Consider the following 14,443-nt stretch of genomic DNA (forward strand, 5'->3'; position numbering starts at 1 on the left):
TCATGCCACGCGGCCGGTCGGCTTGCAGATCATCGGCAACTATTTCAACGAAGCCCGGTTGCTGCAGGTCGCCGACGCGTTTCAGCGCGCGACCGACTGGCATGTGCAATCACCCGCAGGAGTCTGAGTTATGCAGTGGGAAGTCGTTATCGGTCTTGAGACGCACGCGCAGTTGTCGACGGTCTCGAAGATTTTCTCGGGCGCGGCCACGCAGTTCGGCGCGGAGCCGAACACGCAAGCCTGTCCTGTCGACCTGGCGTTGCCCGGTTCGTTGCCCGTGATGAATCGCGGCGCTGTTGAACGTGCAATTCGCCTGGGTCTTGCGATTGGCGCGACCATCGCGCCGCGCAGCATTTTCGCTCGCAAAAACTATTTCTATCCCGATCTGCCGAAGGGCTATCAGATCAGCCAGTTCGAGATTCCGGTCGTGCAAGGCGGCAGCGTCACGATCCACGTTCCGGCGAACGAAAAAACCGGCAAGGCCGCGTACGATAAAACCGTCAACCTGACGCGCGCGCATCTGGAGGAAGACGCCGGCAAGTCGCTGCACGAAGACTTTGCGGGCATGACGGGTATCGACTTGAATCGTGCCGGCACGCCGCTGCTCGAGATCGTGACGGAGCCGGAAATGCGCAGCGCGGCGGAAGCCGTGGCGTACGCGAAAAGCCTGCACACGCTCGTGCAATGGCTCGGCATTTGCGACGGCAACATGCAGGAAGGCTCGTTCCGTTGCGACGCGAACGTCTCGGTGCGGCCGGTCGGCCAGGTTGAGTTTGGCACGCGCGCCGAGATCAAGAACCTGAACTCGTTCCGGTTTCTCGAAGAAGCGATCCAGTACGAAGTGCGCCGCCAGATCGAGTTGATTGAAGACGGCGGTACGGTCGTGCAGGAAACGCGTTTATACGATCCGGATAAACGTGAGACGCGTTCAATGCGCAGCAAGGAAGACGCGCACGATTACCGGTATTTCCCTGATCCGGATCTGATGCCGCTCGCTATCGACGAAGCGTGGATCGCGCGTGTTCGCAGCGAACTTCCGGAGTTACCGGAAGCGATGCAAACGCGTTTTGTCGAGCAATATGGTTTGACGCAGTACGACGCGGTCGGGCTGACGTCGTCGCAGGGCATGTCGGCTTATTTCGAGAACGTGGTCTCGAAAGTCGGGCCCGCGAACGCCAAGCTCGCGGCCAACTGGCTGATGGGTGAAGTGTCGTCGCAACTGAATCGTGAGTCGCTGGACATTGCGAGCTTGCCTGTTTCGCCCGCGCAGCTCGCGCTCGTGATTCAGCGCATCGCGGACGGCACCATCTCGAACAAGATCGCCAAGGATATCTTCCAGGCGATCTGGGAAGAGAAGGCCACTGACGACGCGGCGGCTGACCGGATCATCGAAGCGAAGGGGCTGAAGCAGATCTCGGATACGGGCGCGCTGGAAGCGATCATCGACGAGGTGATGGCCGCGAACCAGAAGTCGGTGGATGAATACCGCTCCGGCAAGGAAAAGGCGTTCAACGCGCTGATCGGTCAGGCAATGAAAGCGACCAAGGGCAAGGCGAATCCGCAGCAGGTCAACGAGCTTTTGAAGAAGAAATTATCCTCTTGATGTGCAGGCCGGTGTCTGACGGCTGAGGTACTCGCGGGTTGCTGCTGGTCTGGTCTGGCAGCAACCCTTTATTTTATGAATGTCGACGAGCGGGAGCACGCGCGTGGCCAAGAAACCTGATCTGGACGATTACCGCGTGCCGTATTTCGACGGCAAGAAGATCAAAACGTTTGATCTCGCTTCCATCGACACAGCGTCGAAGCCGTTCTCCTCCGGCTCGAAAGACGACGACCGTGCGCGTTTGAGCGAGTTGAACGCAGCACTCGACGGATTGCAGGACAAACTCCACACACAGCGCAAGCAACGCGTCCTGCTGATCCTGCAAGGCATGGATACAAGCGGCAAGGACGGCACCATTCGCGGCATTTTCCAGGACGTCGATCCGCTCGGTTTGCGGATCGTGCCGTTCAAGGCGCCTTCCGAAGTCGAGGCCGCGCACGACTTTCTCTGGCGGGTTCATTCCCAGGCGCCGGCCGCGGGCGAGCTGACCGTTTTCAATCGCAGCCAGTACGAAGACGTGCTCGTGCCGCGCGTGCTCGAGCAAATCGATAAAGACGAATGCGAGCGCCGTTACGCGCATATCCGCAACTTCGAAGCGCTCCTCGCCGACAGCGGCACGACGATCGTGAAATGCTTCCTGCATATATCGAAGGACGAGCAGAAGGAGCGTTTGCAGGCGCGTATCGATAATCCGGAAAAGCACTGGAAATTCGATCCGTCCGATCTGGAAGCGCGCAAGCAGTGGGACAACTATCAGCAAGCCTACGCGGACGCCTTGGGCGCGACATCGACCGAGTTTGCGCCGTGGTATGTCATTCCCGCTGATTCGAAACCGCACCGTAACGTCATGGTCGCCGAATTGATCACGCGCACCATGCAGAGTTTGAAACTCGAATATCCGCCGGCGGAGGAATCGCTGAAAGGGATCAAGGTCGAGTAATCAACAACTTATAAGGAAGTTTCATGTTTCGTGTCATCACCGCCAATTTGAACGGTATTCGATCGGCCGCGAGGAAAGGGTTCTTCGACTGGTTCGGTCAACAGGACGCAGACGTTGTATGCGTGCAGGAAATCAAATGCTCGCAGGACGATCTGACGCCGGAGTTTCTGGCGCCGCACGGTTTCCAGGGTTATTTCCAGCATGCCGTGAAGAAGGGTTATTCGGGTGCCGGGCTTTATACAAAGCACAAGCCGGATGAAGTGATCATCGGTTTCGGCAGCGAGGAATTCGATCCTGAAGGGCGTTATGTCGAGGCGCGCTTTGGAGATCTATCGGTTATTTCCGTGTATGTGCCGTCCGGTTCCAGCGGCGAGGAACGGCAGCAGGCGAAGTATCGGTTCATGGCTGAATTCATGCCGCACCTTGAGCAACTCGCGGCGACGCGCGAAGTGATTCTGTGCGGCGACGTGAACATCGTGCACAAGGAAATCGATATCAAGAACTGGAAGAGCAACCAGAAGAATTCCGGTTGCCTGCCGGAAGAGCGCGCATGGCTCACCCAACTGTTCGATGAAAAATCCTACGTCGATGTATTCAGGACGCTCGACCAGCGTCCTGAGCAATATACGTGGTGGAGCAATCGCGGACAGGCCTATGCCAAGAACGTCGGGTGGCGGATCGATTACCAGATCGCTACGAAAGGCGTGGCCGATACAGCGGCGGCGACTTCGGTCTTCCGCGAGATCAAGTTCAGCGATCATGCGCCGCTCATCATCGATTACGACTGGAAGGTTTGAGGAGGGGCCGCCTTTACGATCTGGGTTTCTTGAAGCGCCCCATCCCGGCATAGTTCGGCAATTGGTCGACTGTCAGGCCAAGCGCCTTGGCGTAGAGCGGCATCATGTCGGGCAGGCGCTTCATCAGGTCGTGCACGCGATCGGCGCCAAACGGATGCATCCAGATAAATCCGTTCGGCGTGCGCCTCGTCGCCGAATCAATCTTTTTCCACAAGGTCACGGCGGCGCGCGGATCGTATCCCGCCCGGGATGCAATCTCGCTGCCGATCACATCGGCCTCGGTCTCATCCGCCGGCGTGTATCGCATGGCCAGCAATTGCTCGCCGATGCCTAAGGGCGCCGAAATGATATCGGCGAAACCGAACAGCGGCGGAATCGTGCCCGTGGTCAATTGCGCGGCCTGCTGACGCCCGAGCCGGTCCCGTGCGTGTTCACGCAACGCGTGCGCAATTTCATGGCCGATCATCATGCCGAGCTCGTTGTCGTTGAGCCGCAACCGCTCGATCAAACCGCTATAGATCACAATCTTGCCGCCCGGCAGGCAATACATGCGAATCTCGTTCGATCGCACCACGTTGATCTGCCATTTCCAGTTCTTCGAGCGGTCATTCCATTTCAGCGCAAACGGGATCTCGCGATTCGCGATGTCGCGGGCGCGTTTGACGAGCGGGTTGTCATCGCCGAGAAGATGTTTCGTGCGCTGGGCTTCATGGAGAATTTGTTGATATTCATCGGCGGATTGCTGTTCGAGTGTCGCCGATGGAATCAGGTTGCGGAACAACGCCGCATTGCCAAAGCGAATCTGGCCGCTCGCCGCCGAGTATGGCTGCTGCGAGACTGCATCGGACGCTGCGAAAGACGCGCCGGCCTGAAGCGTCATGGCGCAGGCCGTGACGCGGATTAACGCGTGCACCTTCATCGGACAAGTCTCCAGGGCGCGATTTTCGGCAACAGTAACATGCCGGGAATCGACAACGCCACGCAGACCATGAAGTACTCGAACCAGCCCGTCTGCGCCACGATAAAGCCGCTCGATGCCGACGCCAGCGTGCGCGGCACCGAAGCCAGGCTCGTGAAGAGCGCAAACTGCGTGGCCGTATAGCGCGGATCGGTCGTGCTCGCGATATACGCAACGAACGCCGCCGTGGTCAGGCCGGTCGCGAAAGTCTCGAAGCCGTAAAGCGTGGCCAGCGCGACAGGCGAGGGCCCGATCTTGGCCAGCCACGCAAAGCCGAGCGTGGACACGATCTGCAGCACGCCGAAGATCCACAACCCGCGCCCGATACCGATCTTCACCAGCCACATCCCGCCCACGATTCCACCCGCGATGCTCGCCCAGAAAGCCACGGTCTTGGCGATCACACCAATTTGCGTCTTGTTGAAGCCGATATCGAGGAAGAACGACGTGGACAGGGTGGTCGCCATCGAGTCGCCGAGCTTGTACAGGAAGATGAAGCCGAGGATCAGCAGCGCCGTGCGCCAGCCGTCACGCCCGATGAATTCCTTGAACGGATCGACGATCGCATCGCGCAGATTCTTGGGCGGCGTGCCGTGTATTTCCGGTTCTTTCACCACGAGCGTCAGCACGACGCCCGGCAACATGAACGCCGCCGTGACCATGAACACCGTGGACCACGGCAGATGGTCCGCCAGGATCAGTCCGAGCGAGCCCGGGATCAGCGCGGCGATCTTGTAGGCGTTCACGAAGACCGCGTTGCCGAGGCCCTGTTCGGTATCGGCGAGAAGTTCCCGGCGATACGCATCAATGGCAATGTCCTGGCTCGCCCCGAAAAACGCGACAAGCGCGGTCAGCGCGGCGACGGTCCAGATTTCCTGTTTCGGCGAGATGAACCCGAGCGCTCCGATCGCCACGCCGACCAGCAGTTGCGTGACGATCATCCAGCCGCGCCGCCGGCCCGGATGCCATCCGGGCAGCCGCGGCACGTAGCGGTCCATCAGCGGCGCCCAGATGAACTTCCACGTGTACGGGAACTGGATCAGCGCAAAGAGGCCGATCTCCTTCAGATTCACGCCTTCGGTCCGCAACCACGCCTGGACCAGGTAGATGAGCGTGAAAAGCGGCAACCCCGACGTGAAGCCAAGAAACACGCAAATCAGCATGCGTTTGTTGAGAAACGCACGCCAGCCGGGGCGATCTTCGTGAGCGGTTAGTGCGGGCGCCTCGTTTGGCGAGTTGGACATATGAAATCAGTGTGATGCAGTGGGCGATGCGCCAAGCGGTGAACGGGCGATCAGTTCAGCTACGCTTCACGCGATAGACCGCAAGGCTACCACGCCAGTTCGCGCCCCAGCGGATCGACTGCCCGCCATGCAGCACGGCGCGATCGAGGATCTCGATACCCACTTCCGGCGCCAGCGCCTCGAAGTCCTGGATGGTCAGCACACGCACGTTCGGCGTGTTGTGCCATTGATAAGGCAGGGTCTTCGATACCGGCATGCGCCCCTGCAGCACGGTCAGCCTGTGCCGCCAGTAACCGAAGTTCGGGAACGACACAATGCATTCACGCCCGACGCGCACGGTTTCGCGCAGGATGGCGGCGGTCTGGTGGATGGTTTGAAGGGTCTGCGAAAGGATCGCGAAGTCGAAGCTCCCGTCTTCGAAGAGGCGCAGCCCGTCTTCCAGATTCTGCTGGATGACGTTGACGCCTTTTTGCGCGCAGGCAAGGACGCCGGCGTCATTGATTTCGATGCCGTAGCCGGTGACATCGAGTTCTTCGCCCAGGAGCGAGAGCAGCGACCCGTCGCCGCATCCCAGATCCAGCACCGACGAGTTCGGCTCGACCCAGCGCGCAATGGCCCGAAAGTCCGAGCGCAGGGAAAGTGAATCCAGCGTGATTTGGTTCATGCGCCCACCTCGGCGGCAATGCGTTCGTAATAGGCGCGCATCAGGTTGTGATAGCGGGCGTCGTCGAGCAGGAAGGCGTCGTGGCCATGCGGTGCATCGATTTCGGCGTAGCTCACCGTGCGTTTATGGTCGAGCAGCGCTTTCACGAGTTCCCGCGAACGCGCCGGCGCGAACCGCCAGTCGGTCGAGAAACTCGCAATCAGGTATTTGGCCGTCGTGTGCGCGAGCGATTTGGTCAGGTCGCCATCGAAGGCCTTGGCGGGATCGAAATAGTCGAGCGCCCGTGTGATGAGCAGGTAGGTGTTGGCATCGAAGTATTCGGCGAATTTGTCGCCTTGATACCGGAGGTAGGACTCGACTTCGAATTCGACATCGAAATTGAAGTTGTACGCGTCCAGCGCGCCTTCAGCCCGGCGCAACGCGCGGCCGAATTTCGCGGCCATGTCGTCGTCCGACAGATACGTGATGTGCCCGATCATGCGTGCTACACGCAAGCCCCGGCGCGGCTTCACGTTGTGCGCGTAGTAATCGCCGCCGTGGAAATCGGGATCGGAAAGGATCGCCAAGCGCGCGACTTCATTGAACGCGATGTTCTGCGCGGACAGCTTCGGTGTCGATGCCACCACGATGCAATGCGCCACGCGCGCCGGATACATCATGCTCCAAGCGAGCGCCTGCATGCCGCCGAGACTTCCGCCCATGACGGCCGCGAATGTTTCGATGCCGTACAGGTCCGCTACGCGTGCCTGAGCGTGAACCCAGTCTTCGACGGTGACCACGGGAAAGCTCGCGCCATAGGGCTTGCCGGTGGTGGCGTTGATGCTCATCGGCCCGGTCGAGCCGAAGCACGAACCCAGGTTATTCACGCCAATGACAAAGAACCTGTTCGTGTCGAGTGGTTTGCCGGGACCGACCATGTTGTCCCACCAGCCGACGTTCTTGGGGTCATCGGCATAAACACCGGCCACGTGATGCGATGCGTTGAGCGCGTGACAGACCAGCACGGCGTTGGAGCGTGCGGCGTTGAGCGTGCCGTAGGTTTCGACAACGAGATCGTAATCGCCGAGCAGACTGCCGTTCTGCATGCGCAGCGGCTCGGTGAAATGCAGTGTCCGGGGAGTGACGATACCGATTGATTCCATTCATCCGCCTAGAGAAAACAAGGGCGGCTAAACGGCGTCGGCGATGCGCGGATCAAGACAAGCAGCGCGGCTGACAACCTCTTTAGCCGCATTTATAGTGAACCGGGTCAGGGTTCGCGCGCCCGCAATCGAGTCAGCAAATCGGCGCGATGAAACATGTTGCATGGGGAGGATTATATCGGAAAAAGCCGAAAGAGCCGCTCGGCGCCCCTGATCGCGAGGTTGTCGGGTTGCAATACTAAGAAACGTCCGATTCGGAAAAGGAGTTTCCGGGGATAGGGTTATTGCTCTGCATCCTGGCACGGTCTGCGATGAACGCGCCGTTATCCGCGAGGTTTCGCGCATCTTGCCTTTATTGGGCAATGCAGATCATCCAGGGCCAAAGGATCGACTTTGACAGTACCCTTCGCCGCACGTTTCTGCCGCAAGAACGCAACGCTGCGGTGGCTAATGACCGGAACGCTGGCCGCCATGCTGCTCACCGCCTGTGGCAAGACGGACGAGCCCGTCGCGATCGTGCCCATTCAGGACAGTCAGACGCCCATATTCATGTCGGTTGAAGCGGGTGCACGGACGTATCGGATGGTTTTCGACACGGGTGCGTCGTACACCGTCATCGATTCGCGCACCGCAACACGCGATCTGCGTCCCATGAGCGACGCAGCGTTGTCAGCCTGGACCCGGTTCGGAGAGCCGCTTGGCAAGTCCGTTTCCTTGCTTGAGGGGTCTGCCACAATTCGCTATTACGAGTCGCCTGCGCTCCGTTACGGGCAGTGGGCCGTGGCTTCCCGCGGCATCGCGCCGGCTATCGACTTGCCGTTGCTCACACAATGGTCGATGGATCTGGGTGCGCGTGTGGACGGCGCAGTGGGCGCCGCGACCCTCTCCACGCTCAACTGGGTACTGAATCGCCGCGACCGCAGGCTGGAAGGCTATCGCTTCAGTTCGAAAATGTTCCGCGCTCAGAGCACAGGCATGACATGCGTGCCAATGCTCACGCTTCCCGAAGGGACGCCCGCCATATCGATAGAGATTGATGGCCATCCGGCCGTCATGACAATCGACACAGGATATATAGGCAATACCAGCGGAGGACTCTCGGTCGGCGATATCGCGACACTGCGTTACTTGAGCGCGTTGGCCGGCGAAATGACAATCGACAAACCCGGTGCTGATCGCGACGCAAAGGGGAAGCCGGTCGTTGTGGTCAAGACGAAGTCCGTGTCACTGGCGAGCCTCAGCATGGACGGGCTTGTGTTCCAGCAGACCGGGGTGGCCTCGGCTCGACTCGGCCTCGGCTTTCTTTACAAGTTCGAGAAGATTGCTCTCGACTTCGATCGGCATCGATTCTGCTTTTCCGCGCTGGTGCAAACGGCGCCTGACGCCTTGCCCACGCCTTGATCTGCATTGCACGACGTGAGCTCCCATTCAGCCTGGTCACGTCGTTTTGCTTTGATCGCCGTTGCTGCATCTACCGGCCCAACCGTGACGAGTGCCATGATCGAATCACATTCGCATACGAAATCCATCACCCTCCGGTTTCGTCTGGCCGTGGTCATTGCGGCAGGCGTTTTACTGAGCGCCTGTTCGCCGCAGGACGATGCCGTCGTCATCTTTCCGATTCAAAAAGAGCCAAAGCTGCCGATGCTCGTCAAGGTCGTGGCGGGCGCGTCGACATACCAGTTGGTCTTCGCGACGGGAAACAACGCGACCACCGTCGACGCCGGCATCGCCGCACGCGACCTGACGCCGCTGACAAGCAGGGACCGGGCTGCGTTTGAAAAGAACGGCGAATGGTTTCTTGACCGGACAGGTTTCACCGGTCAGATTGGTTACTACGACGGCGTGTCCATGAGCCGCGAGGACTGGAAAATTCCATCCGACAAGATCATTGCCGCGCTGGATTACGGACCTACTGCCAAGCTACTCGGCGTTCAGGTTGACGGAATGCTGGGCGCGCCGGCTATCGCAACGCTGAACTGGATCTGGGATCGCCAGGCGGGCGATGTCCGTGGGTATCTCTTCGATTCAGTATTCTTCGCCAAAAAGCGCGAAAAGTTGACGTGCGTGCCCATGGAGACGCAGCTTAGCGGCGCGCCCGGCATACAGATCGTGCTCGGTGGTCAGCCGGTCTGGTTCGACCTGGACACGCTTGTGCTCGGGCGCCTGAGCGGTGTCCTGTCGCAGGCAGACGCCATACGTCTGCGGCAAGGCGGAGCCGTTGCGGCTGAGGTGAACTACTCTCCCCCGGGCAATGGCGGATCGCAGGCCAGTCATTCGCTGCTGAAGCTGAAGCCGGGATCGCTGGCGAACATCGCGGCCGAGGGGCTGGCATTCGACGAGGCCATGCCTGGCGACTCGTCCAAGCTGGGCATGGTGTTTCTAAGCAAGTTCGAGAAAGCGGCTTTCGATTTCAGCGATCACCGCTTTTGTTTTCCCGCGACAACGCGCCTTGCGCCGGATAAATTTCCCACGCAGGCCGAAGTCAGGCAGATCGAAAGAGCGCAGTCGGCTCGCTGATTGTTGAAAATAAACCTGTCCCGCGCGGCCAGTTCAACGGCGGCGTGGACCAAAGAGCGTTTGCGACGCGGTGCTGAGCTTTTGAATTGACCGGATCTTCAGGTCCACATAGTGCGGCCGGCCGCGCGCGGCGGAACGCAGGAAGCCGCTGTCGCTCGCATTGCGAACCGCCGGCAAATGCCCGGTGATCCAGACCGTGCGAATTCCCATGCGTTTATAGCGCTTCAGATGACCGCGTGTATCTTCGACAAGAATGGCGTCCGAGAGCCTGACATCCGCACGATGCATGGCGCGCCTCAACATTCCCGCATCGGGCTTCGCACGCCACATGCCTCGCACCTGCATGTCTTCGATTGCAATCACACGCTCGAACAAGCGCGCGATACCGAGTTCCGCCAGCACGGCGTGAGCATAAACGGAAGGCCCGTTGGTCAACACGATCTTGCGACCCGGCAGGCGGTTCAACAGCCGCGCCAACCCGCGTTCGGCGCGCACCATTGAAGACAGGTCGGTGAACGTATGCACGAGGTGCAGAAACTCGGAGGCATCGATCTGATGATGTCGTATCAGGCCCAGCAGCGTGGCGCCGTATCGCTGGGTATAGCCGGTGCGAAGCCGATTGGCTTCGTCGATATCAACGCCCAGCCGGTCAATGATGTATTGCGTCATCCCGCGATTGATCGCCGGAAAAATCTCGTGCGACGCGTGATGCAGCGTGTTGTCCAGATCGAACAACCAGACGGGGGCGCCGCGTTTGCTCACGCGGCGCTTGATGGAGCGTGGCGATTGCGCGCTCAATGCGAGCGGATCATGGTCCCGAACGGCTGTTCGGTCAGGATCTCGAGCAACACGGAATGCTCGATGCGCCCATCGATGATGTGGACCGAACGCACGCCGCTCTTCGCGGCATCCAGCGCCGATGAAATCTTCGGCAGCATGCCGCCGGAGATGGTGCCATCGGCGAAAAGCGCGTCGATCTCGCGTGCGGACAGATCGGTCAGCAGGTTGCCTTCCTTGTCCATCACGCCGGGAATGTTGGTCATCATGACGAGCTTCTCGGCGTTCAGCACGACGGCGAGTTTGCCCGCAACGAGGTCCGCGTTGATGTTGTACGACAGACCGTCTTCGCCGAAGCCGATCGGCGAGATCACCGGAATGAACGCGTCGTCTTGCAGCGCCTTCACCACGGCCGGATTGATGGCTTCGACTTCGCCCACCTGCCCGATATCGATGAATTCGCCCGGATTGTCGCGATCCGGCATTTGCAGCTTGCGTGCGTGGATCAGGCCGCCGTCCTTGCCTGTCAGTCCGACCGCCTGACCGCCGAAGTGATTGATCAGCGTGACGATGTCCTGCTGCACTTCGCCGCCCAGCACCCATTCGACCACTTCCATGGTCTCTTCGTCGGTGACGCGCATGCCCTGGATGAACGTGCCTTGCTTGCCGATTTTCTTGAGCGCCTGATCGATCTGCGGACCGCCACCGTGCACGATCACCGGATTGATGCCGACCAGCTTCAGCAGGATCACGTCGCGCGCGAAGCCCTGTTTCAGGCGCTCCTCGGTCATCGCGTTGCCGCCGTATTTGATCACGATCGTCTTGCCGTGATACTGCTTGATATAGGGCAACGCCTCAGCCAGGATTTCGGCTTTCAGGGTCGGCGCGATCTGCGTAAGGTCGGGAAGCTCGGACATGGCGGCGATGGGGCGAAGAGCAGTTTAAACAGGCGGAATTGTACAGGACTGACGCGCTGCATCAGGCGTTTGGCGTTGTATTCACCATTGCAATTGCGCAACGGAGGCAGACGGGCGCCTGGCCGCTCCAGTGTGGGGCGGGAGCATGAAACCAGGTTGTTCGCGCGAGCTGCCAAACCGCTTTCACTCGATTCTCCTCGATACCATGACCGATACGCGTTCAGGATCCTCTGCATTGCAACATTGTGCACGCTGCGGGGCGGATTTTCGTTGCGGCAGCCAGTCGGGCGATGCCACATGCTGGTGCGCATCGATGCCGGTCTTGCCGGCCGACCGCTTGGAGCCTCGGCTGACGTGTCTTTGTCCCGCGTGCTTGAGCGAGAAAATCGGTCGCATCGTGCAAAAATAAAACGGCGACCCGGTTGCCCGAATCGCCGTTTGCGCGTGGCTGAAACCCGCCAGACGCCTTACGCGGAGGTTTTCTTCGCCATGCGCTTGCGTGGCGCCGCGCCGGTGTGCGTCGCCGCGAGCAATGCCAGATCGCGGGCGACGTCGCTCATGACCGGCTCCCACTGCCCGAAGTTTTGCTGCCGATACAGCTTGGCTGTCGGATACCACGGGCTGTCCGTGCGTTCCAGTTGCCAGACCCAGTGGGGATTGACGTCGAGCAAAATCCAAGTCGGCTTGCCGAGCGCGGCAGCCAGATGCGCCACGCTCGTGCATACGGTGATCACGAGATCCAGTGAATCGATGAACGCAGCGGTGTCGTCGAAGGTTTCGAACTTTCCGGTGCGATCAGCGATTTCGAAACCGCCGTCCCGAGCCGTCGATACCGCGCCCGACGCATCTTTTTGCAGCGAGAAAAACGCGACGTTTTCGATACCCCTGAACGCCTGCGCATACCGGTCGATACCCACGCTGCGGAACATATTGCGCTGATGGTTCTCGCTGCCACTCCATACGAGGCCGACGCGCAGGCGTTTGTCGGCGGCGAACTCAGTGCGCCAATCGGCGGCGAGGTCGGCGTCGGCTGCGAGATAGGCCTTTTTCGACGGAATCGTGTCCTCTTCAATGCCGAAATGCAGTGGCAGGCTCAGCAGCGGGAAATGAAAATCAAACTCGGGCAGCGGGCTGTCGTGTGGCACGCATTCAACGTTCTTTGGCGCCAGGCGCGCCATCAGCGGATATACGGCTTTGAACGCGGCCCAAACAAGATTGCCGCCTTGAGCGTTCACTTTCTTCGTCAGCATGGGGACAAAGCGTGAAAACTGCAGCGCGTCGCCGAAACCCTGTTCGCCCCACAGCAGCAATGTTTTGCCCTTCAACGATTCTCCGTTCCAGCGCGGCACATTGAATTCGGGATATGAATTGCGCAACTCGCTGGACCCGTCCCAACGCGCTTCGAAATTGGCCCAACCGCGCGCATAGTTGCCCTGCACGAGATCGAGAATGGACAAGTTGAACGGAAGTCGCGCCACTTGCGGCGCGATGTCAGCCGCGGCCTTGGCGGCCTCAGTCGCCTCTTCCCAGCGCTGCGCCTCTTTCAACGCAAGGCTGTAGTTGGACAATGCCAGTGCGTTCGCCGGATCGATCTGGACCGCGCGCTTGCCCGCCGCGAGTGCATGCTCAAGCTCCTGGCGGCGCGGATACATCCGCGTCAAATTCGTCCATGCCTCGATATCCGAAGAATTTGCGGCTACGGCTTCTTCAAGAAGCTTCAGCGCATCGGATTCACGGCCGGTGACTTCGTAGGCGACGGCCAGGTTATTGCGCAGGGTCGGGACGGATGCATCGATGGCATGTGCGCGTTCGTAGAACGAGATGGCTTCCGCGTGACGGTTGGCGAGCTGAAGGGCATAACCCAGATGCCAAAGCGCGAGCGCATGTTGCGGATGGGTATTGACGAGTTGCGCGCCAAGCTGGATGGCCTCGGCAAGGCGCTTCTGTTTCAACAACGAGTCGATGAGATCCAGCACGGTTTCCGCGCGCGCGGGTTCGAGCAGCGTTGCAGCATGCAGCCACGTGGAACGCTCCGCCTGGTTGCCATGGGCACCGGCGATTTTGGCGTTCTCAAGATAAGCGGGCAGGACGCGCGAGATAATGGATTCCTGGCCGGCGTCTTGAATGAGTGGCGTTTCGCTCAAAAGCGCGTCGGGACGGGACGATTGGCTGCGATTCATAGATGATTGTGCGGCCGGGCCGCCCTGTACGAGACAACATCCGATGGTGCGGCAAATCATCGATCGCGGCCATTAGACTATTCTGAAATTAAGCGCGACGATTACTGAAATGCATCGAATCACGACCACGGGCCGCGTCAATCTCGGTCACCTTTTCTGGCTTCGCAGCCTTGCGATCATCGGTCAACTGGTGACGATTGCGGTCGTTCAGACTTTCTACGGCGCGCATCTCCCGATGGCAGCAATGCTGACCATCATTTCGCTCGAAGTCATGTTCAACGCAATCACGTGGACCCGTGTCATGCGCGCGCGGCCCGAGACCAATCTCGAATTGTTCGGACAACTTTGGGTCGATCTCGGCGCGTTGTCCGCGCTGCTGTTCCTGAGCGGAGGCGCGACGAATCCTTTCGTCACGTTGTATCTGCCGTCGCTGGCAATCGCGGCCGCGGTGCTACCGTGGAATCTGTCGGTCTGGCTGGCGTTGTTCGCCGTGGCTTGCTATGCGCTGCTCACCGTCAGCTACGTGCCGCTCAATATGGAAGATCCGCTGAACCTGTTCGAGTATTTCCGGATCGGGTTGTGGGTGAACTTCATGGTGAGCGTGGGTTTGATCGGCTGGTTCGTCGCGCGGATGTCGCGGGCGTTGCGAGCGCGCGATTTCGCTCTGGCCGATGCCCAGGAGCGCCTGCTGCGCGACGAAA

Annotated in this window: 13 protein-coding genes and 1 pseudogene; 7 read left to right on the plus strand and 7 right to left on the minus strand. The window is 59.9% G+C overall.

Features of this window, described 5'->3' with window-relative positions; translation table 11 throughout:
- Positions 1 to 130: 130 nt before the first annotated feature.
- The 3 genes from gatB to ACRXB1_RS15205 all read left to right on the plus strand — a co-directional run bounded on the left by gatB (position 131) and on the right by ACRXB1_RS15205 (position 3,340).
- The gene (gene gatB / locus ACRXB1_RS15195) at positions 131 to 1,603 is read left to right on the plus strand and encodes an Asp-tRNA(Asn)/Glu-tRNA(Gln) amidotransferase subunit GatB (protein WP_375507590.1); all 1,473 of its coding nucleotides are present in this window, start codon (positions 131 to 133) and stop codon (positions 1,601 to 1,603) included.
- A 103-nt stretch (positions 1,604 to 1,706) separates the two neighbouring features.
- Positions 1,707 to 2,543, plus strand: a complete 837-nt coding sequence (locus ACRXB1_RS15200; RefSeq protein ID WP_449492451.1) for a polyphosphate kinase 2 family protein — start codon at positions 1,707 to 1,709, stop codon at positions 2,541 to 2,543.
- A gap of 23 nt (positions 2,544 to 2,566) precedes the next feature.
- On the plus strand, positions 2,567 to 3,340 hold the full coding sequence (locus ACRXB1_RS15205; RefSeq protein ID WP_062168587.1) for an exodeoxyribonuclease III: 774 nt from the start codon (positions 2,567 to 2,569) through the stop codon (positions 3,338 to 3,340).
- A 13-nt stretch (positions 3,341 to 3,353) separates the two neighbouring features.
- Here the strand turns inward: ACRXB1_RS15205 and ACRXB1_RS15210 are convergent, their stop codons facing one another.
- From ACRXB1_RS15210 to metX, 4 genes are read right to left on the minus strand one after another with little or no spacing between them, the layout of a single operon-like run.
- Positions 3,354 to 4,259: a M48 family metallopeptidase gene (locus tag ACRXB1_RS15210; RefSeq protein ID WP_062168589.1), complete on the minus strand. Its 906-nt coding sequence runs from the start codon at positions 4,257 to 4,259 to the stop codon at positions 3,354 to 3,356.
- Positions 4,256 to 5,542: an AmpG family muropeptide MFS transporter gene (locus tag ACRXB1_RS15215; RefSeq protein ID WP_062168591.1), complete on the minus strand. Its 1,287-nt coding sequence runs from the start codon at positions 5,540 to 5,542 to the stop codon at positions 4,256 to 4,258. Before ACRXB1_RS15215 ends, ACRXB1_RS15210 begins: the two co-directional genes overlap by 4 nt.
- Positions 5,543 to 5,597: 55 nt before the next feature.
- Entirely contained in the window at positions 5,598 to 6,206 is a 609-nt protein-coding gene (gene metW, locus ACRXB1_RS15220; RefSeq protein WP_062168593.1) for a methionine biosynthesis protein MetW, read from the minus strand.
- Complete coding sequence (gene metX, locus ACRXB1_RS15225) at positions 6,203 to 7,348, minus strand: homoserine O-succinyltransferase MetX (RefSeq protein ID WP_449492452.1); 1,146 nt, start codon at positions 7,346 to 7,348, stop codon at positions 6,203 to 6,205. The genes metW and metX overlap by 4 nt, the downstream gene beginning before the upstream one ends.
- A 393-nt stretch (positions 7,349 to 7,741) precedes the next feature.
- Between metX and ACRXB1_RS15230 the strand changes: the two genes are divergently transcribed.
- The gene (locus ACRXB1_RS15230) at positions 7,742 to 8,749 is read left to right on the plus strand and encodes a hypothetical protein (RefSeq protein WP_449492453.1); all 1,008 of its coding nucleotides are present in this window, start codon (positions 7,742 to 7,744) and stop codon (positions 8,747 to 8,749) included.
- Between the two features lie 96 nt (positions 8,750 to 8,845).
- Positions 8,846 to 9,868: a hypothetical protein gene (locus ACRXB1_RS15235; protein WP_075359076.1), complete on the plus strand. Its 1,023-nt coding sequence runs from the start codon at positions 8,846 to 8,848 to the stop codon at positions 9,866 to 9,868.
- A 33-nt stretch (positions 9,869 to 9,901) separates the two neighbouring features.
- Here ACRXB1_RS15235 and ACRXB1_RS15240 read toward each other — a convergent pair whose 3' ends face one another.
- Both ACRXB1_RS15240 and argB read right to left on the minus strand, forming a co-directional pair.
- Positions 9,902 to 10,666 carry a pyrimidine 5'-nucleotidase gene (locus tag ACRXB1_RS15240; protein WP_062168600.1) on the minus strand — a complete coding sequence of 255 codons (765 nt, stop codon included), beginning with the start codon at positions 10,664 to 10,666 and terminating at the stop codon, positions 9,902 to 9,904.
- Positions 10,663 to 11,562, minus strand: coding sequence for an acetylglutamate kinase (gene argB, locus ACRXB1_RS15245; protein WP_060817518.1), 900 nt, complete (start codon positions 11,560 to 11,562; stop codon positions 10,663 to 10,665). Before argB ends, ACRXB1_RS15240 begins: the two co-directional genes overlap by 4 nt.
- Positions 11,563 to 11,767: 205 nt before the next feature.
- Here argB and ACRXB1_RS15250 point away from each other — a divergent pair, with 205 nt between their 5' ends.
- A complete protein-coding gene (locus ACRXB1_RS15250; protein ID WP_082771453.1) occupies positions 11,768 to 11,971 on the plus strand; it encodes a cysteine-rich CWC family protein in 204 nt (67 codons plus the stop codon).
- Between the two features lie 58 nt (positions 11,972 to 12,029).
- Here ACRXB1_RS15250 and ACRXB1_RS15255 read toward each other — a convergent pair whose 3' ends face one another.
- Complete coding sequence (locus tag ACRXB1_RS15255; protein ID WP_449492454.1) at positions 12,030 to 13,742, minus strand: tetratricopeptide repeat-containing glycosyltransferase family protein; 1,713 nt, start codon at positions 13,740 to 13,742, stop codon at positions 12,030 to 12,032.
- A gap of 109 nt (positions 13,743 to 13,851) precedes the next feature.
- Between ACRXB1_RS15255 and ACRXB1_RS15260 the strand changes: the two are divergent.
- A pseudogene (locus ACRXB1_RS15260) lies at positions 13,852 to 14,443 on the plus strand (ATP-binding protein); the annotation flags it as partial.

This window comes from Caballeronia sp. M23-90 (assembly GCF_053574605.1).

Excerpts from the sequence above, each read along its gene's own strand:
- metW (WP_062168593.1), bottom strand. The coding sequence starts at position 6,206 with ATGAACCAAATCACGCTGGATTCACTTTCCCTGCGCTCGGACTTTCGG.
- ACRXB1_RS15235 (WP_075359076.1), top strand. The coding sequence starts at position 8,846 with ATGATCGAATCACATTCGCATACGAAATCCATCACCCTCCGGTTTCGT.
- metX (WP_449492452.1), bottom strand. The coding sequence starts at position 7,348 with ATGGAATCAATCGGTATCGTCACTCCCCGGACACTGCATTTCACCGAG.
- ACRXB1_RS15215 (WP_062168591.1), bottom strand. The coding sequence starts at position 5,542 with ATGTCCAACTCGCCAAACGAGGCGCCCGCACTAACCGCTCACGAAGAT.
- ACRXB1_RS15205 (WP_062168587.1), top strand. The coding sequence starts at position 2,567 with ATGTTTCGTGTCATCACCGCCAATTTGAACGGTATTCGATCGGCCGCG.
- ACRXB1_RS15255 (WP_449492454.1), bottom strand. The coding sequence starts at position 13,742 with ATGAATCGCAGCCAATCGTCCCGTCCCGACGCGCTTTTGAGCGAAACG.
- argB (WP_060817518.1), bottom strand. The coding sequence starts at position 11,562 with ATGTCCGAGCTTCCCGACCTTACGCAGATCGCGCCGACCCTGAAAGCC.
- ACRXB1_RS15250 (WP_082771453.1), top strand. The coding sequence starts at position 11,768 with ATGACCGATACGCGTTCAGGATCCTCTGCATTGCAACATTGTGCACGC.
- gatB (WP_375507590.1), top strand. The coding sequence starts at position 131 with ATGCAGTGGGAAGTCGTTATCGGTCTTGAGACGCACGCGCAGTTGTCG.
- ACRXB1_RS15210 (WP_062168589.1), bottom strand. The coding sequence starts at position 4,259 with ATGAAGGTGCACGCGTTAATCCGCGTCACGGCCTGCGCCATGACGCTT.